The following is an 18,607-nucleotide window of genomic DNA, read 5'->3' as shown; positions in this document are numbered from 1 at the left end:
CGGCGCGACGCGTCAGATGCCCGCGACCTTGGCGCTCGCCGACAGCTCGTAGACCAGGGTGACCGTACGGCGGCCGCCCGGCGGGAGCGTGACGTCCCAGCGCGCGATGCCTTCGGCGTCGACCGCGGCGGGCGCGGGGGAGCAGGCCTCCTTGCGCAGGCGCACCTCCACCGCCGAGACCTCCGAGACCGGGATCCGCTCCCGTACGACGACCACCCGTTCGCCGTGCTCCGAGGGCGCGGAGAACCGGGACAGGTGCAGGCGGACCGTGCGGGTGACCACGGTCCGCTGGGTGATTCCGGCGGTGGTCCGGGACTCCTCGGCCTCCCGGACCACGCTGTGGTCGTCGCAGCTGCCGAAGGCCAGGACGACCGGGGCGCCGGGGGCGGTGAAGTCCAGCGTGCCGCGCCCGCTGAACCCGCCCGTACGGACCAGGTCCACGGGACCGGCGAGCAGCGCGTGGCCGGACCCGTTGTCGAACCGCACCGCCCGGGTGACCAGTGGGGACAGCTCGGGCGAGCAGGCGTACTCGCTGCTCGCCGGCGCGGTGAACGCGGACAGCGGCACCCGGTGGGCGCGCCCGTCACCGGGGACGGAGACCGGTGTGGGCGAGCCCAGCACCCGCGCTACACCGCCGTCGTCCACCCCCGGCAGGCCGAGCACCGGGGCCGGGCCGAGGTCCCCGATCGCCTCCTCGCGCAACTCGACGTCGACCGAACGGCGTTCGGCTGCGGTGCGGTCGCCCAGCGTCAGCCGGTCCTCGCCGAGCCGCGGCGGATCGGTGGCCAGCGCCGACCGGGCCGTCGACAACGTCAGCCGTACGTCGGACCAGTCCTCGCCGGTGCGCTGCCAGACCATCGCGTCGGTCTCCAGCGTCAGCCGGTCGCCTTCGAGTACGGCCCGGTAGGCGGGCCGCCACAGCGCGCACGGAGTGAGGTGGCTCAGGCGCAGCCGGACCGGCCCGGCGGCCGAGGCGTCCACGGTCAGCTCGACATGGCCGACCAGCTCGGCGGGCTCCGTCCCGGAGCCGGCCATGGCCCGCCGGACCTCGCCGAGTTCGGTATCGAGCGAGGCCAACCGGGATTCAACGGAACGGAGTTGCTCGCCGAACTCCTCGCGCTCACCGTCCACCCGGTCCAGTTCACCGGCCCAGCGGGACGCGTCGCTCTCTCCCGAGCCGGCGCCCTCACCGATGTCCCGCAGCAGATCGGCGGCGAGGCGCCCGAGCACGTCGAGGCGGGCGTGCAGCCGGTCGCGCCGCTGCTCCACGGCGTGCCGCTCGCCTTCCAGTTCGTGCACGCGGCGGCGCAGGGCGGAGTCGTCGGTGGAGGGCACCGGTCCGATGGGCGTCCAGGTGCGGACCATCCGTACGTCGAGCACGGTCGCCGGGTGATCGGCGGTCAGCTCGGCATGGAGGGTGCGGTCGACGGCCAGCGCACTGACCGGCCCGAGACGCAGCCGCTGGACTCCGGCCTCGAGATCGAGCACGGCGGTGCGCTCGATGTGGGCCCGGTCCTCCAGACAGGTCACCGCGGTGACGGGGAGGGCGATCGGCGTGGGGGCCGTGGACATGGCTGTGTCAGCTCCTGCGGTTGCCGCCGACCAGGCCCTTGCCGGCCGGGATGCGGATCTCGTAGCCGCCGTCGAGGGCGGTGGTGGCGCCGGCGGGCAGGTTCACCCGCCAGATGCGGGTTCCCGGTGCGTGGTGCTCGGGCCCCGCGCCCTCCTCGGGCGCCGCCCAGTCGGCCCGTTCCTCGATCCGGACGTCCGGATCGGTGGTGACCGGCACCCGCTCGTGGACCTCGACCGTGACGGGCCCGGCGAGCCGGTTGGCCAGCTCCACGTGGACCCGGTGGTCGAGCACCGTGGTGTTGCCCCGCAGGCCCGCCGTCGACTCGTGCAGGTTCGTACGGCGGGTGACCGCGATGCCCTCGGCCGGCCCGAGCCCCACCCGGCGGACACCGCCGGGGGCGAGCGTCGGCAGGGCGGCGGTCAGCAGGAACTCGCCGTCGACGGTGACCTCCACCGGACCGGCGAGGAGGGCCTGGTCGGTGGCGTTGGAGAGCACCAGCGTCGCGTACGCGGTCTGCTCCACGGACGGCACGCAGAGGTACTCGGTGCGCAGACCGACCGGGATCTCGCCGACGGTGACGGTGTGCCAGGTGCCGTCCGAGGGGATGTCGGCGCGGGCGGCGGCATCGAAGCGGTGGTCGAAGGAACCCGCCGACTCGCGGGGGCGCACGGCGTGTCCGGGCAGCGGCAGCGCGGCCACCGCCTCGGCGCGGCGGCGGTGTTCGGCCGCGACCGGGTCGAAGGGGGCGTCCGGGAACAGCCGGCCCCGGCGCCCACCCTGCTCGTCGGGGCCGCACAAGACGAGGGCGGCGTAGTCGAGCTCGGCACCGCTCGGCCGCGGCGGACCGGCCGGCGGCGTGGGAGGCGGCAGGAGCGGGGCCCCGCCGGGAGCAGCGGGGGCCATCGGCGCGGATGCCATCGCGGCGGGTGCGGGTGCGGGTGCGGCTGCGGGTGCGGCGAAGGCCGCCCCGCCACCGCCCGGCCTGCCCGCGGCGCGTGAACGGGCCGGTGGTGCGGGGGCGGGCACGGCGGCGCCGAAGCCATGGGCGCCGTCCGCGCCGCCGGGTACCGGGAACGCACCGGGCGGCGCGCCGTAACCCTGCGGTGCCGGGGGCGGTGCCGAAACCGGTACGGGGACGGGTACGGGTGCGGGGCCGGGTGGCGGCGGTGGCGGAACGGGACCGGGCGCGGAGCCGGCCCCGACAGCCGGACGTGCGCCGGCCGCCGCGTACCCGGCGAACAGGTCGGCGAGCCCTGCCGGAGGCTCGCGCCAGCCGGAAGGCGCGGGGGCGGGCTGACGGCGTCCGATCCGCAGCGAGCGCAACTTCGGGAGGTCGGTGCGGCGCCGGAGGTCGGCGGTGGCCAGGGCGATGCGTACGCCGGTCCAGTCCTCGCCGGTGCGCTGGGCGACCGAGGCGCGCAGCAGGAGACGGCCGGCCCCGTCGCCCTGACGGTGGGTGAGACGGTAGGTCGGCACCCAGACGGCGCCGGGCACCGCGTATTCCAGCTCCAGCTCCAGCTCCACTTCCGGCTCCGGCTCCGGGGCCTCCGCGTCCGTGGCGCCGCCGAGGGTCAGCACCGCGCAGACCGTGGTCTCCACATGCGCCGACGGCGCGTCGGTGGAAGCGCGGGCGAGCCTGTCCACGGCGACGGAGAGCTCGTGCTCGACGAGGCGCTGCGCCTCCTCCAGTTCGACGAGGCGCGCGTGCAGCCGTGCCAGCCGGGCGTCGACGAACTCGGCGAGCTCCAGCCACGCGTCGACCGGTGTGCGGCGGTGCGGGTCCCCGCGCCGACGCTCCGGCGGCACCGGGTGCAGCCCCCTGACCTCCTCGATCAGGCCCAGTTGCCGCTCCCGGCGGCCCTGCGCCGCCGCGCACTCCTCGCGCAACCGCACGACCTCGCGCCGCAACGCGTCGGGCGTGCCGGCGCCGAGGGGTTCGGCCTCGACCTCCACCCGGGCCTCGGTGACGCGTACTCCGGGGGCGTTCAGGACCCGGGCCCGCAGGGACCCCGGGTCCAGCGAGCGGGGCAGTCCCGTCACCCGCAGCCGGGCGTCGGGCGGGATGCTGCCGCGGACCAGGCGGCGGCAGACCGCCCCCTGCGCGTACACCACGACCGAATCGAGGGTCGAACCCCACGTCCGTGCCGTCTTGTTCGTCATGTTCTCCGCCCCGCCCCCGTCGCGCCCGTGCTCAGCGAAGCCTACGCCCGCGGGCCGCGCACCGGTTGCCGGAGCCCTTGACGGCCGTCCGGGGCCCTCACATACTGACGGCCAAATCGATTTGGCCAAATCGATTTGGCTCCCCGTCCAGGGCCGGATCGCGGCTGAACTCATGCGTGTCGAACGCCGATCGGAGCTCGAACGTGTCAAGCCCCCGCCACACCGTCCCCGGTACCCACCAGCCCCCGACGCCGCAGCCGCCCGACTCCCACACCACTGCACCCGAGGACACTCACCCCGAAGCCACACACCCTGAAGCCACACACTCCGGAGCCACACACCCCGGCGGCGTCCACCCCGTCGACGAGTCCCGCCCCCTCGGCCGGATCCTCCTCTTCGGCATCCAGCACGTCCTCGTCATGGCGGCCACACCGATCTCGGCGATCTTCCTGATGAGCGCCACCCTCCGCCTCGATCCGCACCTGACCGTCAACCTGCTCTCCGCGGCCTTCGTGCTCTCCGGCGTCGGCTCCCTCATCCAGTCGCTCGGGCCGTGGAAATTCGGTCCCCGGCTCCCGTTCGTGATGCTGCCGGGCGGCGCGCCCCTCGTCCTCTTCCTCGCCATCGCCGAGCAGCACGGCCTGCGCACGGCCACCGGGGCGGTCATCCTCACCGCGCTCTTCTCCTTCGTCGTCCTCCCCGTCTTCTCGCGGCTGCTGGGCTTCTTCCCCACCCTCGTCATCGGAACGATGATCGTCATCGTGGGCGTCAACCTGGTGAAGGTCGGCGCCGTCCTCGTCACCGGCCGCCCCGGCGAGCCAGGGTTCGCCGACCCCGCGCACCTCGGACTCGGCATGGCCACCATCGGGTTCACCGTCGTCCTCTACCTGGTGTTCACCGGCATCATGCGCCGGCTCGCCGTCATGCTCGGCCTGCTCGCCGGCACCGCACTGGCGGCAGTCATCGGCGCCGTCGACCTGGGCCGCGCCGCCGAGGGCGGCCTGTTCAACGCGCCGCAGCTGCTGCCGTTCGGCTCACCGCGGTTCGACCTCGTCGCCGCGCTGCCGCTGATGCTCTACAGCCTCGCCTCCATGGCGGAGGCCACCGGGCAGACCGTCATCAACGCCGAGGCCGTAGGCAAGGAGATCGATCGGCGCACCGCCGTCCCCAAGACCATCAGGGGCGACGCGCTCACCTCCCTCGCCGGCGGATTCCTCGGCCTGCCGCTGATGGTGACGAGCGGTGAGAACATCGGGATCGTCCGCGTCACCGGCGTGCGCAGCCGCTTCGTCACCGCCGCCGCCGGCGTCGTCCTCATCGCCATCGGCTTCCTCGCGCCCGTCACCCGCGCCGTCAGCGTCATCCCGTCCGCGGTCATCGGCGGCACCGCCATGGTCGTCTTCGCCGTCATCACGGTGCTCGGCATCCAGATGCTCGGCCGCTCGGACCTCGACCAGCACACCAACACCTTCGTCTGCGCCGTCGCCCTCGCGCTCGGCCTGCTGCCCATCCTCATCCCCGGCGTGTACGCGGGCTTCCCGCCGAACCTCCGCATCCTCCTGGAGAGCGGCGTCGCCGTCGGCGCGTTCGTGGCCGCCCTGCTCCATGTCCTCTTCCACCACATCAGGCCCGGCGTCGCCGCGCGCGTCGCCGCAGCCCGTACGGAAAGCGACCGATGAACCAGCTCCTCCACGACCTCCTCGACCCCAACGAGCTCCACAACCCTCACGACGTCCGCGGCCTCCGCGACCTGCTTGAAGGTCCCGGCCCGCTCCTCCTCGTACCCGACGCCGTGCTGCTGCCCGAAGGCCCCGCCGACGGCACGGCGGTCGTCGTCGCCGACGGCGCTTTCCGGGCCGTCGGCCCCGCCGGGGAGCTGGAGCGCACCCATCCGCTGCTCGACCCCGTACGGCTGCCCGGCCACCTCCTGATGCCCGGCTTCGTCGACGCCCACCACCACCTCACGCAGAGCTTCGGCTCCGCCCTCGCCTACGGGGAGCCGTCGGAGATCTTCCGCCGGGTCTGGGTGCCGCTGGAGGGCGCCCTGGACGAGGAGTCGGCGTACACCGCGGCGAAGCTGGCGGCGCTCGAAGCGCTGCGCGGCGGGTTCACCACCGTGGCCGACGCCGGCAACCGCACCGGCGTGGACGTCGACGTCGTGGCCTCGGCCACCCGCGACGCGGGCATCCGCTGCGTCCTGGGACTCGTCTGCGACGACGCCACGACGGACGGCCCCTGCGTACTCGACGGCGCGGTCGAGCACCTGGCCCGGTACGACGGCGACCCGCTCGTCCACGCCTCCCTCGCCGTCTCCGTCCCCGAGGCGGCCACCGACGCCACCCTCCGGGGCACCGCCCGGCTCGCCGCGGAAGCCGGGGCCACCGTGCAGATCCACGTCAACGAGCACCTGGCCGGCGTCGAACGCTCGCTGGTACGCCACGGCATGCGCCCGCTCGAGCACCTGCACCACATCGGCGCGCTCGGCCCGCAGTTGCTCGCCGCGCACGCCACCCTGCTCACCCCCCGAGAGATGACCCTGCTCGCCGACACGGGTACCGCCGTCAGCTACAACCCCGTCGCCAGCGCCTGGAAGGGCAACGCCGTCGCGCCGGCCACCGCCATGGCCGAGCGCGGCATCCGCTTCGGACTCGGCACCGACGGCACCCGGGGCGACGGGTTCCGGCTCGCCGACGCGGCCGAGTTCGCCCAGCGGATCGCGTACGGCCTCGCCACCGGCGACTCCTCGTGCGGCGCCGGGTGGACCTGGCTCGAACACGCCACGCGCGGCGGCGCCGACGCCGTCGGCCTCGGCTCCCGTACCGGCACCGTCGCGGCGGGCCTGGCCGCCGACTTCCTCCTCGTCGACGTCACCAACCCCGAACTCGCCCTCTCCTGGGACCTGCCGTGGGAATTGGTACGACGGGGCAACCGCGACCAGATCACCGCCGTGTTCGTCGAGGGCCGGATGCGCCTGTGGCGCGGACGGCCCACCGGATGGGACGGTCCCGCGCTCGTCCGGCGAGCGGCCGAACTGGCCCGCGCCGCCGTGGAACGGGCCCCCATCACCCGGGTCCACCCCACCTCCACGGCGGCCCGCGCGCGGAACACCGCACGATGAACCCCGCGACGCTGACGGTGCTCGCCCTCACCGTGGCCCTCGCCGCCTTCGTCCAGGGCAGCAGCGGGCTCGGCTTCGCCCTGATCGTCGCCCCCGTGGCGGGGATCCTCGATCCCGGCCTGCTCCCGGTGTTCGTCCTGGCGTCGATGATCCCGCTGAACCTGTACGTCGCTTGGCGCGAGCGGGCCGCGCTGGACCTGCGGGGCGCCGGATGGATCACCGGCGCCCGGCTCGCCGCGACCCCCGGCGGGCTGGCCCTGCTCTGGCTGATACCGGACCGCAGCCTCGGCCTCTTCGTGGGCATCGCCACCGTCCTGGCGGCGGTGGCGAGCCTCGCCGCACCCGCGTTCACCCCAGGCCGGGCCGCCTACGTCGGGGCGGGCGCGGTGACGGGGCTGACGGAGACCGCGACCGGCGTGGGCGGCCCGCCGCTGGCCCTGGTCTACCAGCACCGGCCGCCGGCGGAGCTGCGCGCCACCGTCGCCGTCTGCTTCCTCATCGGTGAAGTGGCTTCGCTGGTCCTGCTGTTCGCCACCGGGCAGGGCCGTGTCCAGGATCTGGGCCAGGCCGTCCTGCTGCTTCCGGCCATCGCCGCCGGGGCGTGGCTGAGCCGGCTGGTGCACCACCGCCTGGAGGCCCGCAGGATGCGCCTGTTCGTCCTGCTGTTCGCCCTGGTCTCCGGGGTGGTCCTCATGCTGGGGGTGTGATCCGCAGCGAGGAGGCCCGTACGACCAGCCGGGGCGGGGGCGCCGCCACCGACGTGGTGGGCGCCGCCCCGCCCCGCAGCCGTCCCAGCAGCAGCTCCACCGCGTCGGCCGCCGCCCGGTCCAGGTGCAGGTCGACGGCGGTGAGCAGCGGATCACAGGTACGGGCGCGCAGTCCGTCGTACCGGGTGACGACCATGACGTCGTCCGGTACGGTCCGCCCGCTGTCCCGGATCGCCCGGACCGCGCCGACCGCGAAGGCGTCCACCAGCGCGCAGACGGCGTCGGTCCCGGGGTGCTCGGCGAGCAGGGCCGCGCAGCGCTCGTATCCGGCCTGCTCGCCGCCCGCCTCGGGGGCGGTCGCCACGACCGGCGGCCAGCCGTACGCCGCGGCCATGCGCCCGTAGGCCTCGCGCGCGTCCACGGAGGAGTGCCGTTCGCCGGACCCGATGATCAGCGCGGGCCGCTCGGCGCCCTGTTGGTGCAGGTGGGCGAGGAGCATCTCGGCGACGGGCCCGCCGTGCAGGTCCACGTACGGAACCTGCTCGTCCGGGGAGACGGGTCTGCCGAGCGCCACGTACGGCAGCCCGCGCTCCCGCAGCCGGGCCGTCGCGGGGTCGTTCACGTCCGGCTCGACGACGATGGCCCCGTCGATGTCGACGGAGTGCAGCCCGGAACCGGACTGGACGGGCGGTACGAGTACGAGGGCGTAGTCGTGCAGCAGGGCGCTCTCGGCCGCGGCGGCGGCGATCTCCATGTAGAACCCGAGCCGGGACGGCCCGCCGGCCACCGCGAACGGCATCGAGGAGGCGAGCGCGATGGCCTTGGCCTGCCCGTGGCGCAGCCGCTGGGCCCGCAGGTTGGGCCGGTATCCGAGCTCGGCGGCAACCTGCTTGATCCGCTCCCGGGTGCGGGGGTCGACCTTGCCGAGCCCGTTGAGGGCGTGCGAGACCGTCGTGCGCGACACCCCGGCGACACGCGCCACATCGGCGATCGTCGGAGGCTTGGGGCCGGGACCGGACGCGGGCATCTGCGCGGACTCCTCACGTGTTGCGGACGGGTGACCCCGCCATCCTCGCCGACCCGTACGAGGCAAGCGCCTGCCGGGTCGGCCAATGATCCCCCAGGACCCGCGCTCCCGGCCGCATGCCGGGCGGGTCCTCTGTCGCGACGGGGGCCCGCACGCCACACTGGGGATCCGGGGCGCAACGCCCCGTCACGAGGAGGTGGTGGGGTGTTGTCGGGGACCCCTGCAGAGCAGCCCGCTCCGGTCGTGCGGCCCGAGGTGTGGGAGACGTACGGGCCGGCCGATCTCAGCGCCGTGCCGGTGTTCGCCGGTGGGTTCATCAACTTCGGCTACTGGCAGGCGGTCGATCTCGAACAGCCGCTGTCCCAGGGCGATCGGATCCGCAGCGAGCAGGACCTCTACCGGCACGTACTCGACGCGGTCGGTCCCGCGGGCGGGCGGGCCGTGGAGATCGGCTGCGGTCTCGGCCTCGGGTGCGCCCTCGCCCTGGAAGAGTACGGGCCCGCGGAGATGACCGGGGTGGACATCCACCCCCAGCAGCTCCGGCGGGCGCGCGAAGCGAACTCCCTGCTGCTCGAAGCCCGGCCGCCCCGGCTGCGCTTCGTGCTCGGTGCGGCGGAGAGCCTGCCGCTCGGCGACGCCGAGTTCGACTGCCTGTACAGCGTCGAGGCGGCCCAGCACTTTCCGGACCTTGCCGCGTTCGCCCGCGAGGCGGCGCGGGTCCTGCGCCCCGGCGGGCGGGTGGCGGTCGCCAGCTTCTTCAGCGTCGAGGGAGCGCCCGAGCCGGCGGAACGGCTCGCGGGGCTGCTCGACTCGTTCGCCAGCGGCCTGGACATCGCCCGGCCCGTTTCCCGGCTCGACGAGGCCCTGGCGGACGCCGGTTTCGTCAACGTGCGCATCGCCTCGATCGGTCAGCAGGTCTGGCCCGGCTGGGACCGCTGGCTCGCACGCCTGTGGGCGCCGGGCACCTGGCCCCGGAACTTCCTGGCCGCCTGGGAGCAGCAGATCCTGGACTACTACCTCGTCACCGCCACCCGCCCGTAGCCCACACATCCAAGTCCGACCACAGGCGCTTCCTTTGGGACCGGTACCGCTCAAACTCACACAACCCACAGGTCACGTGAGTAGAGTCCGCACCCAACACCATCCATCGGAGGAGCCCACATGCCCGCTCAGGAGATTCCCACCCTCAAGTCCCAGTACGCAGAGAAGGTCGCCGCCGACCTCGACCTGAACACCGCCGAGCAGGAACGCATCCGAGAGGAGATCACCTCCCTCCAGCAGCGCCTGGCCGGTCTGGAGCAGGACCACGCACTCCTCGTCGGAATGCGCTCGGCCCTCGGTGACATCGCCACTGCGGTGCCCGCCCCGCGCACCGCCAAGAAGACCGCGACGAACACCACCGCGAAGAACACCACCGCGAAGAAGGCGACCACGAAGAAGGCGGCCGGCAGGAAGACGACCGCCGTGAAGGCCGCGGCGAAGGCGCCCGTGAAGGCCGCGGCGAAGGAGCCCGCGAAGGCGAAGGCTGCCGCTCCCCAGGAGAAGGCGGCCGCGCCCAAGGAGAAGGCCGTCGCCTCCAAGGAGAAGCAGGTTCCGCTGACCGAGCTGATCCACCGGCACCTCAGCGGTCAGGCGGAGCCGAAGACGGCCCGCGAGATCGCCCAGGCCCTGAAGACCGCGCACCCGGACCGCAGCGTCAGCGACAACCTGGTGCGCACGACCACCGAGCGTCTGGTGGCCCGCAGCCTGGCGGAGCGCGTCAAGCAGGGCGCCACCGTCTACTACACGGCCCTCCCGCACCACGGCGAGGCGGGCGAGGCCCCGGCCACCACCGACGAGGCAGCGGCAGGGGAGGAGACGGAGAACGCTCCGGTGCCGGCCACCGCCTGACCGGCCCGTACTGCGGGTGCCACCACGCGGTGCTTCCCCGGGCCTGCCGGCTCTGCCTCCGGCCCGGGGGTGCCGATGGGGTGGAGCGGAGGCCACTCGTCAGGCGCCGCGGATGGCCGTCAGCAGGCGGGCGCAGCGGGTGCTCATGTCCTCGGCTGACTGGTCGGGGTGGGCGATCCACCAGCCCATGAGGGCACTGACGGTGCCCGTCCACACCTGTTTGAGGGCGTCGGCGTCGAGGGGGTCCTCGTTGCCGCGGCCGCTCAGCAGTGCCGCGGTGCCCGTCGCGGCGAGTACGTCGACCGCCTCGCGGTGCCGCTGGGCGGCCAGGCGCAGTTCGGATCCGGGCGGCAAGCTCCTGTCGTAGAGGACGAACCAGGCGTGCCGCCGTTCTTCGAGGGCCGTGAAGAGCCCGGTGAGGACGGCATGGGGGAGCTGCTCCTCGGCGGTGGCGGCCGCTCCGCCGGACATCGCCTCGTCGATGGCCGCGATGACGCGGGCGGCGATGTGTTCGAGGCAGGCGAGGTAGAGCCCGTCCTTCGAGTCGAAGTAGGCGTAGAGCATCGGCTTCGTCACGCCCACCCGCCGGGCGATCGCGGCCATCGACGCGGCGGCGTGACCGTGTCGGCCGAACTCCTCCAGCGCGGCGGCGAGGATCTGCGCCTCGCGCTCGGCGCGCGGTACGCCCTTCGTCCCCGCCGGTCTGCCCCGGCGCCTGCCCGGCGGCGGCGAGGCGGTCGGGGGGCTGCCCGGTACGGCGCCGGCGCTTGTGGAGTCCATGAGACGAACTATACGGTGGAGTAAATTACCAAGCGGTAAATTACCGAAGGGTCATATCGCCATGGCAGAGACCGTGCCCGCCGCCCCTCTCGCCTCGCCCCGCCCCCGCCGCTCCTGGTGGGGCTGGGGCACCGATGACAAGGCCTTGCCCGACAGCGAGTGCGTCGCCCTCGGCGCGCTCGTCCCCGGGGCGGCCGACACCCCGCTGCCGGTACCCGACGTCCGGTCCGTCGAGCTGCCCGCGGCCCGGGTCACCCCGCCGGCCTCCCTCGCCCACCTGATGTCCGACACCCCGCCGGACCGGGCCTCGCACACCTACGGCAAGGCCTACCGGGACGTCGTACGGGCCCTGCGGGGCGAACTCGGGGCGGCTCCGGACCAGGTGGCCTTCCCCCGTAGCGAGCAGGACGTCGTGGACGTCCTGGACTGGGCCGAGAGCGCGGACGTGGTGGTCGTGCCCTACGGGGCCGGCAGTTCGGTGGTCGGGGGAGTGGAGTACCGCGGGGACCGGCGGGGCGGCGTGGTCTCCCTGGACCTCGCCGCCCTCGACCGCGTACTCGACATCGACACCGCGAGCAGGGCGGCACGGATCCAGGCGGGCGTGCTCGGGCCCGACCTGGAAGCCCAGTTGCGGCCGCACGGACTGACCCTGCGCCACTTTCCGCAGAGCTTCGAGTTCTCCACCCTCGGCGGCTGGCTGGCGACCCGGGCCGGCGGCCACTACGCCACGCTCCTCACCCACGTCGACGACCTGACCGAATCCCTGCGCGTGGTCACCCCGGTCGGCGTCAACGAGTCGCTGCGCGTGCCCGGTTCGGGCGCGGGCCCGTCCCCCGACCGGCTGTTCCTGGGATCGGAGGGCACGCTCGGAGTGATCACCGAGGCATGGATGCGGCTCCAGGACCGGCCCCGCCACAAGGCCTCCGCCTCGGTCCTGTTCGACGGCTTCCAGGCCGCGACCGGCGCGGTCCGCGCCATCGCGCAGTCGGGCCTGCACCCGGCCAACTGCCGGCTGCTCGACCCGGGCGAGGCGGCGCTCGCGGGCGTGGCCGGCGGCGGCCGGAGCGTACTCGTCCTCGGGGTGGAGTCCGCGCACTTCCCCGTCGCCGACCGGCTCGCCGAGCTGGTCGCCCTGGCGCGGGATCACGGCGGTTCGCCGATCCCGACCCCGTCCGCGGCCGGCGGCCGCGCCGAGGACTCCGCGGCCGGCACGTGGCGCTCCGCGTTCCTGCGCATGCCCTACCTGCGCGACGGACTCGCGCGGATGAGCGTGATCAGCGAGACCTTCGAAACGGCCTGTACCTGGGACCGGGCCGGGGCGCTGTACGAGGCGGTGAACCGGGACCTGGGCGCCGTCGTACGCAAGGTCACCGGCGCCGAGGGGATGATCAACTGCCGCTTCACCCACGTCTACCCCGACGGCCCCGCCCCCTACTTCACCGTCATAGCCCCGGCGAGGCGCGGCTCGGAGGTCGCGATGTGGGACGAGATCAAGGCCGCCGCGATGGACGTGCTCGGCGCACACGGGGCGACCGTCACCCACCACCACGCCGTCGGCCGCGACCACCGGCCCGGATACGACCGGCAGCGCCCGGAGCCGTTCGCCCGGGCGCTGCGGGCCGCGAAACACGCGCTCGACCCTGCGGGGATCCTCAACCCCGGAGTGCTCTTCGACGGGGAACGGAGCTGAGCGGACGGCGCACCCGCGGCGGGGCCGTCAGCCGCGCCGCTGCCATTCCTCCGCCAGGAGGCGGTAGGAGCGGACCCGGTCCGCGTGCCGGTGGGTGATCGTCGTGATCAGCAGCTCGTCCGCGCCCGTCGCCTCCCGCAGCCGCTCCAAGTGGTCGGCGACGGTGCGGGCCGAGCCCACGAACCGCGTCTCCACCCGGTCCGCCACCAGCTTGCGGTCCTCCTCCGACCAGGGAAGGGCACGCGCCTCGGCGGGCGTGGGATAGGGGATCGCGCCCTCGGCCGTACGGATGCTGCGTACCCAGGGCGCGTACCCGGTCGCCAGCTCGCGGGCCGTCTCGTCGTCCTCGGCGACCACCACGTCGGCGGAGACCGTCACGTACGGCCGGTCCAGCTCCGCGGACGGCTTGAAGGCGGCCCGGTACCCTTCGGCGGCCTCCAGTACCGTGGCCGGGCTGACGTGGTAGTTCGCCGCGAAGCGCAGCCCGTTGCGGCCCGCCGTCTCCGCGCTCACCCCACCGCTGCTGCCCAGGATCCACACCTGTACGTCGGCCCCCTCGCCGGGAACGGCGTGCGCCTCCACGCCCTCCGGCGTGCGGTACTCGCCGCGCAGCAGCGCGAGGACGTCGTCGACCTGCTCGGAGTAGTCCTGCGGCTGCGCGCCGGGCAGGTTGAGCAGCTTCTGCTGGAGCGCGACCCGCGGATGCCCCAGCAGGTGGGCGAAGGAGAACCGGTCCGGGATGCGCAATCCGTTCGGGGCGTACCCGTCGATGACCGGCGTCCCCGGGGCGAGCGGGGCGACCGGCACGGGCTCGCCCCCGGGCTCCTCCGGGCGGCGGCGCTGCGGCGGCCCCGCCGAGCGGCCCAGCCCCAGGTCCAGGCGGCCGGGGTGCAGCGCGTCGATGAGGCCGAACTCCTCCACCGTCGACAGCGCGGTGCGGTGCCCGAGCTGGACGGCGCCGGAACCGAGCCGGATGGTGGTGGTTGCGGACGCGGTCAGCGCCAGGACCACCGCCGGGGAGGTCCCGGCGACGCCCGGATTGAGGTGGTGTTCGGCGAACCAGTAGCGCGTGTAGCCGAACTCCTCGGTACGGCGGGCCAGGTCGATGCTGTTGGTGAGGGCCTCGGCGGCGGTCGAGCCGGACGCGACCGGGACGAGGTCGAGGACCCCGAGGGGGATTCCGGACATGGCCTGGCTCCTTACAGTTCGGGGAAGGACGGGTCGGGGATCTCCCGGCGCAGCACCGGGGCGATCTCCGACTGGAAGAGTTCGAGGGAGGCGCGGTGTTCCGCGTCCCGGAGCCCGCCCGCCTCGGCCTGCAGGTGCAGGACGGTGTGGCCGAACTCCGCGTGGTAGCGGTGGACCTTCTCGATCACCTGCTGGGGGCTGCCGATCAGCGCCGAGCTGCGCTCGACGAAGTCCTCCAGGGTCGCGAAGACCGGCTCCACGCCCTGCGCGCGGTGCGCCGCGAGGTACCGGGCGAAGGCCGGCCGGTAGGCGGCGACGGCCTGCTGCGAGGTGCGCGCCGCGTGGTAGCCGGCCGTACCCGCGCCGACGACGGCACGGGCCGGGTCATGCCCGTAGTGCTCCCAGCGCTCCCGGTAGTGCCGGATCAGTTCCGCGTAGGGGCCGATGGGGTGGGTGACGTTCGCCGAGAACAGCGGGTCCCCGTAGCGTGCCGCCAGATCCACCGACTCCCGGCTCGTCGCGCTGCCGTGCCAGACGCGCAGGGTGCGCTGGTACGGCCGCGGCAGCACCTCCGCACCGGCCAGTGCGGGGCGGAAGCGCGGCTCGGCGCTCACCTTGTCCTCGCGCCAGATCCGCCGGAACAGTTCGTAGCTCTCGGCGTTGCGCTCCCACTGGTCCTCGGGGGTCACGTGGAACAGCTCGCGCTGGGCCGTGCCGTTGCCCTTGCCGATCATCAGCTCGAGGCGGCCGTCGGAGAGGTGGTCCAGGGTCGCGTAGTCCTCGTACGCCCGCACCGGGTCCAGCAGGCTCAGCGTGGTGACGGCGGTGAACAGGCGGATCCGCCGGGTCAGCGCCGCGATGTGGCCGAGCACCACGGGCGGCGAGGACGACAGGAACGGCCGTTCGTGGCGCTCGCCCACGCCGAACCCGTCGAAGCCGAGCTCCTCCGCGCGCAGCGCGCTCGCGACGACCTCGCGGAACCGCTCCCGGACGGGAGGTGCGGCGCCCGTCACCGGGTCCGCGTTGTCCGTGATCAAGGTGATCGCCAGGAACTTCACGAGGCCGCTGCCCGTCGTCCGGAGGCCGCCCGCGGCACCGCGAGGCCGAGGTGGTCGCGCAGGGTGGTGCCTTCGTACTCGCTGCGGAAGACCCCGCGCTCCTGGAGCAGCGGGACGACGGTGTCGGCGAAGGTGTCGAGGCCGCCCGGGGTGATGTGGGGCACCAGGATGAAGCCGTCGGCCGCGTCCGCCTGCACCAATGTGTTGAGCTGCTCGGCGACGGTCGCGGCGGAGCCGACGAAGGTCTGGCCGGAGGTGGTGGCGATGACCAGTTCCCGGATCGACAGGTTCTTGGCCTCGGCGAGCGCGCGCCACTGCCGGGCGGTCGCCAGCGGGTCGCGGAACTGGCGCACGCTCGCCCGGCCGAGGGCGATGGTGTTCTCGCCCGTCTCCGGGTCGATCTCGGGCAGGGGGCCGTCGGGGTCGTAGCCGGACAGGTCCCGGTTCCAGACGTGTTCGAGGTACTTGATCGCGGTCTGCCCGCTGACCTGGAGGCGGCGCACCTCGTGTGCGGCCTCGCGGGCCTCGGCGTCGGTGTCGCCGAGGACGAAGGTGGCCGCGGGCAGGATCTTCAACTGGTCGTGCGTGCGCCCGTACTTCGCGAGGCGGCGCTTGACGTCGGCGTAGAACGCCCTGCCCTCGTCGAGGGTCCCGTACCGGCCGAAGATCGCGTCGGCGTCGGAGGCGGCGAACTCGCGGCCCTCGTCGGAGTCGCCCGCCTGGAAGACCACCGGGCGGCCCTGCGGGCTGCGCGGCACGTTGAACCGGCCCTCGATGTCGAACTGCGGGCCCTTGTGGGCGAAGGCCCCGGCCCGGGCGTCGCGCAGGAAGGTGCCGGATCCGGCGTCGGCGACGATCTCGCTGCCGTCCCATGAGTCGAACAGCTCGTGCGCGGTGGCCAGGAACTCCTTGGCCCGGCCGTAGCGCTCCTCCCGGGGCAGGAAGCCCCCGCGCCGGAAGTTCTCGCCGGTGAACGCGTCCCAGGAGGTCACCACGTTCCAGGCGGCCCTGCCGTCCGACAGGTGGTCCAGGGAGGCGAACTGCCGGGCCACCTCGTAGGGCTCGTTGAAGGTGGAGTTGATGGTGCCGGTCAGCCCGAGGCGGTCGGTGACGGCCGCGAGGGCGGCCAGTACGGTGAAGGTGTCGGGCCGGCCGACGACGTCCAGGTCGTAGATCTTCCCGCCCTGTTCGCGCAGTCGCAGCCCCTCGGCGAGGAAGAGGAAGTCGAACTTGGCGCGCTCCGCCGTCCGGGCGAAGTGGACGAAGGAATCGAAGTCGATGTGGCTGCCGGCCGCCGGGTCGCTCCAGACGGTGGTGTTGTTGACGCCCGGGAAGTGGGCCGCGAGGTGGATCTGCTTGAGCGGCTTGGTGCTCATGGTTCGTCCTTCCGGAGGCGAGGAGAGGGGACGCGGGGCGACGCGTGCGTCAGGCTGCCGGGAGCGTGGCCGCGGCGTAGCGGTTGACGGGCCGGTCGAGTCCCAGCAGACCGCGCAGGGTGTCGGCCTCGTACTCCCGGCGGAACAGGCCCCGCCGCTGGAGCTCCGGCACCAGGGTGCGGGTGATGGCGGGCAGGTCGTGGGCGATGACCGCGGGCCGCAGCAGGAAGCCCGACAGCCCCGCCTCCCGGCGCTCCTGGAGCAGCTCCGCCAACTGCCCCGACGTACCGGTGAACACGGCGGCGTCACCGTCGTACGGGTCGCGCGCGGCCTCGTCGAGGCGGCCGCGGCGGTCGGCGGCCGCTCCGGCGGTCTCGTCGAGGAACACGGTCAGCTCTCCGAAGAGGTGCAGCGGCCGCTCGGCGAGCCCCGCGGCGGCGCGGAGCCCGCGGACGGCGGTGACGGCCGCCCGCGCCCCTTCGGTGTCGCGGGCCAGGAGGTGGCCGATGTCGGCGGACCGGGCGATGAGCCCGTACGCCGCGCTGTCGGCGGCGCGCGCGCTCACGACGGGCTGGCCCTGGGGCGGGCGCGGGGTGATGGAAGGGCCCCGCACGCTGAAGTGCCGGCCCTCGAAGTCGATGTAGTGGAGCTTGTCGCGGTCCACGAACCGGCCCGTGGCCACGTCCCGGATCTCCGCGCCGTCCTCCCAGCTGTCCCACAGGCGCCGGACCACCTCGACGTGGTCGGCGGCCTCCTCGTGCAGCTCGTCCTCCACGAGTGGTGCGAGTCGGCGGCCGAAGTGCCGCTCCTCGTACGGGAGTCCGGAGACCTGGACGTGCAGGCCGGCGCGGCCGCGGCTGACGTGGTCCAGGGTGGCCACGGCCTTGGAGATGTGGAACGGCTCGGTATGGGTGGTGGTCACGGCCCCCACGAGCCCGGTGCGGCGGGTCAGCGGCGCCACCCGGGCGGCGGTCAGGACCGCGTCGAGCCGGCCGCGGACCCGGTCCGTGCGCTCGTCGTGGCCACCGGGGGAGGAGGACTGGAGGGCGAGCCCGTCCTCGAAGACGACGAAGTCGAGCAGCCCGGCCTCGGCCTCCGCGACGAGGCCGCCCCAGTAGCGGGCGGTGAACAGCTCGGCGGGCCGGGCCCCGGGCTCGCGCCAGGCGGCCGGGTGCGCGCCCGCGCCGTCCAGCGAGACGGCGAGGTGCAGTGGTGCGGAATCGGAAGCGGGCACGGTGAATGGCGCCTTCCTGATCGGCGTGCGGAAAGAGGAGGCCGATGCGGGGTGGGCGAATTCAACCCGTCATCAAATTCTCCCGAAAAACGCTACGCCGGACGGCAACGCCACTCAATGGCCGCAATATTAAGAGGACTTGGCAGTCATGTTGCCCGGCCCGCCGGATCAGCGCTGCGGCGATCACGGACAGGAGCGAGTAGAGCAGCGTCGTCGCCCACGATATGAAGCCCGTGTCCACGACCGCGTACGTTCCCCACGGCGTCCTGGCGACCCGTACGAGTTTCCCGGCGGTCCCACCGCCGTCGGACACCCGGATCCTGACCGCCCCACGGTCCACATCGGCAACGAGGCTGCCGGTGCACTCGACGTAGCTGCCGCCCCGCCCTCCGCCCGTGTGCCGGCACTGAGAAATCCGAAGCTGGTCCTCGTGGCCGGTGAAGCCCAACCCGACAAGGCCGGCCAGGGTCACCCACACGGTCACAGCCACGAACGACAAGGCCACCACACCCCACGCTGCCGCAGCAACGACCCTCCCCCGGTCAATCACCCCGTCAGCATAGGACCCGGCCGTGGGAGCGGAAGCTGCCGGTTGACGCTGGTGGCCGATCGCCGCCCTCGGCCGCGGAGCGGGGAGGGCGGCTTCACGGGACCGATCGGTTCTACTGAACCGTCACCACTGACCGGTGATGGGCTTGTCGCCGGGAACGCCGAAGCGGGCCTGGTAGATGACCGTGTCGGAGTCCTTGGCCGCGCCGAAGAAGTCGGAAGCCTCGGGCCGGTAGACACCGATCTTGTCGGTGCCG

Annotated in this window: 14 protein-coding genes; 6 read left to right on the top strand and 8 right to left on the bottom strand. The window is 73.8% G+C overall.

Going from position 1 to position 18,607, the window contains the following annotated elements:
• Nucleotides 1–12 precede the first annotated feature (12 nt).
• The gene (locus tag IF02_RS0128955) at nt 13–1,572 is read right to left on the bottom strand and encodes a mucoidy inhibitor MuiA family protein (RefSeq protein WP_030162088.1); all 1,560 of its coding nucleotides are present in this window, start codon (nt 1,570–1,572) and stop codon (nt 13–15) included.
• Between the two features lie 7 nt (nt 1,573–1,579).
• Nucleotides 1,580–3,733 carry a DUF4139 domain-containing protein gene (locus tag IF02_RS0128950; RefSeq protein ID WP_051696625.1) on the bottom strand — a complete coding sequence of 718 codons (2,154 nt, stop codon included), beginning with the start codon at nt 3,731–3,733 and terminating at the stop codon, nt 1,580–1,582.
• 419 nt (nt 3,734–4,152) lie between these two features.
• Between IF02_RS0128950 and IF02_RS0128945 the strand changes: the two genes are divergently transcribed.
• Genes IF02_RS0128945 through IF02_RS0128935 form a run of 3 tightly spaced genes read left to right on the top strand, consistent with a single transcriptional unit; the run spans nt 4,153 to nt 7,558 of the window.
• The gene (locus IF02_RS0128945) at nt 4,153–5,412 is read left to right on the top strand and encodes a solute carrier family 23 protein (protein ID WP_234318360.1); all 1,260 of its coding nucleotides are present in this window, start codon (nt 4,153–4,155) and stop codon (nt 5,410–5,412) included.
• Nucleotides 5,409–6,851 (top strand): amidohydrolase family protein, encoded by a 1,443-nt coding sequence (locus IF02_RS0128940; protein WP_078622402.1) that lies wholly within the window; start codon nt 5,409–5,411, stop codon nt 6,849–6,851. The genes IF02_RS0128945 and IF02_RS0128940 overlap by 4 nt, the downstream gene beginning before the upstream one ends.
• The gene (locus tag IF02_RS0128935; RefSeq protein WP_030162080.1) at nt 6,848–7,558 is read left to right on the top strand and encodes a sulfite exporter TauE/SafE family protein; all 711 of its coding nucleotides are present in this window, start codon (nt 6,848–6,850) and stop codon (nt 7,556–7,558) included. The genes IF02_RS0128940 and IF02_RS0128935 overlap by 4 nt, the downstream gene beginning before the upstream one ends.
• Here the strand turns inward: IF02_RS0128935 and IF02_RS0128930 are convergent.
• Entirely contained in the window at nt 7,542–8,585 is a 1,044-nt protein-coding gene (locus tag IF02_RS0128930; protein ID WP_030162078.1) for a substrate-binding domain-containing protein, read from the bottom strand. The two genes, IF02_RS0128935 and IF02_RS0128930, sit on opposite strands and share 17 nt — an antisense overlap.
• 204 nt (nt 8,586–8,789) lie before the next feature.
• On the opposite strand from IF02_RS0128930, the gene IF02_RS0128925 reads away from it, so the two are divergent.
• Nucleotides 8,790–9,626, top strand: coding sequence for a class I SAM-dependent methyltransferase (locus IF02_RS0128925; protein WP_324603792.1), 837 nt, complete (start codon nt 8,790–8,792; stop codon nt 9,624–9,626).
• A gap of 120 nt (nt 9,627–9,746) precedes the next feature.
• Nucleotides 9,747–10,475 (top strand): hypothetical protein, encoded by a 729-nt coding sequence (locus IF02_RS34990; protein ID WP_030162074.1) that lies wholly within the window; start codon nt 9,747–9,749, stop codon nt 10,473–10,475.
• Between the two features lie 99 nt (nt 10,476–10,574).
• Here the strand turns inward: IF02_RS34990 and IF02_RS0128915 are convergent, their stop codons facing one another.
• Nucleotides 10,575–11,255, bottom strand: coding sequence for a TetR/AcrR family transcriptional regulator (locus IF02_RS0128915; protein WP_030162072.1), 681 nt, complete (start codon nt 11,253–11,255; stop codon nt 10,575–10,577).
• Nucleotides 11,256–11,316: 61 nt separating this feature from the next.
• On the opposite strand from IF02_RS0128915, the gene IF02_RS0128910 reads away from it, so the two are divergent.
• Nucleotides 11,317–12,945: an FAD-binding oxidoreductase gene (locus tag IF02_RS0128910; protein WP_030162070.1), complete on the top strand. Its 1,629-nt coding sequence runs from the start codon at nt 11,317–11,319 to the stop codon at nt 12,943–12,945.
• Nucleotides 12,946–12,972: 27 nt separating this feature from the next.
• Here the strand turns inward: IF02_RS0128910 and IF02_RS0128905 are convergent, their stop codons facing one another.
• From IF02_RS0128905 to IF02_RS0128890, 4 genes are read right to left on the bottom strand one after another with little or no spacing between them, the layout of a single operon-like run.
• The gene (locus IF02_RS0128905; RefSeq protein ID WP_030162068.1) at nt 12,973–14,133 is read right to left on the bottom strand and encodes an LLM class flavin-dependent oxidoreductase; all 1,161 of its coding nucleotides are present in this window, start codon (nt 14,131–14,133) and stop codon (nt 12,973–12,975) included.
• A gap of 11 nt (nt 14,134–14,144) precedes the next feature.
• Complete coding sequence (locus IF02_RS0128900; RefSeq protein ID WP_030162066.1) at nt 14,145–15,191, bottom strand: LLM class flavin-dependent oxidoreductase; 1,047 nt, start codon at nt 15,189–15,191, stop codon at nt 14,145–14,147.
• Nucleotides 15,188–16,567 carry an NtaA/DmoA family FMN-dependent monooxygenase gene (locus IF02_RS0128895; protein ID WP_030162064.1) on the bottom strand — a complete coding sequence of 460 codons (1,380 nt, stop codon included), beginning with the start codon at nt 16,565–16,567 and terminating at the stop codon, nt 15,188–15,190. The genes IF02_RS0128900 and IF02_RS0128895 overlap by 4 nt, the downstream gene beginning before the upstream one ends.
• Nucleotides 16,568–16,616: 49 nt before the next feature.
• Complete coding sequence (locus IF02_RS0128890) at nt 16,617–17,801, bottom strand: LLM class flavin-dependent oxidoreductase (RefSeq protein WP_030162062.1); 1,185 nt, start codon at nt 17,799–17,801, stop codon at nt 16,617–16,619.
• Nucleotides 17,802–18,607 lie beyond the last annotated feature (806 nt).

Origin of the sequence: Streptomyces sp. NRRL S-244 (assembly GCF_000717915.1) — a bacterium.
In the GTDB taxonomy this organism is placed as follows: domain Bacteria; phylum Actinomycetota; class Actinomycetes; order Streptomycetales; family Streptomycetaceae; genus Streptomyces.
This window is presented reverse-complemented; position numbering and strand designations above follow the sequence as displayed.

Excerpts from the sequence above, each read along its gene's own strand:
- IF02_RS0128905 (WP_030162068.1), bottom strand. The coding sequence starts at position 14,133 with ATGTCCGGAATCCCCCTCGGGGTCCTCGACCTCGTCCCGGTCGCGTCC.
- IF02_RS0128935 (WP_030162080.1), top strand. The coding sequence starts at position 6,848 with ATGAACCCCGCGACGCTGACGGTGCTCGCCCTCACCGTGGCCCTCGCC.
- IF02_RS0128915 (WP_030162072.1), bottom strand. The coding sequence starts at position 11,255 with ATGGACTCCACAAGCGCCGGCGCCGTACCGGGCAGCCCCCCGACCGCC.
- IF02_RS0128930 (WP_030162078.1), bottom strand. The coding sequence starts at position 8,585 with ATGCCCGCGTCCGGTCCCGGCCCCAAGCCTCCGACGATCGCCGATGTG.
- IF02_RS0128955 (WP_030162088.1), bottom strand. The coding sequence starts at position 1,572 with ATGTCCACGGCCCCCACGCCGATCGCCCTCCCCGTCACCGCGGTGACC.
- IF02_RS0128950 (WP_051696625.1), bottom strand. The coding sequence starts at position 3,733 with ATGACGAACAAGACGGCACGGACGTGGGGTTCGACCCTCGATTCGGTC.
- IF02_RS34990 (WP_030162074.1), top strand. The coding sequence starts at position 9,747 with ATGCCCGCTCAGGAGATTCCCACCCTCAAGTCCCAGTACGCAGAGAAG.
- IF02_RS0128910 (WP_030162070.1), top strand. The coding sequence starts at position 11,317 with ATGGCAGAGACCGTGCCCGCCGCCCCTCTCGCCTCGCCCCGCCCCCGC.
- IF02_RS0128945 (WP_234318360.1), top strand. The coding sequence starts at position 4,153 with ATGGCGGCCACACCGATCTCGGCGATCTTCCTGATGAGCGCCACCCTC.
- IF02_RS0128940 (WP_078622402.1), top strand. The coding sequence starts at position 5,409 with ATGAACCAGCTCCTCCACGACCTCCTCGACCCCAACGAGCTCCACAAC.
- IF02_RS0128895 (WP_030162064.1), bottom strand. The coding sequence starts at position 16,567 with ATGAGCACCAAGCCGCTCAAGCAGATCCACCTCGCGGCCCACTTCCCG.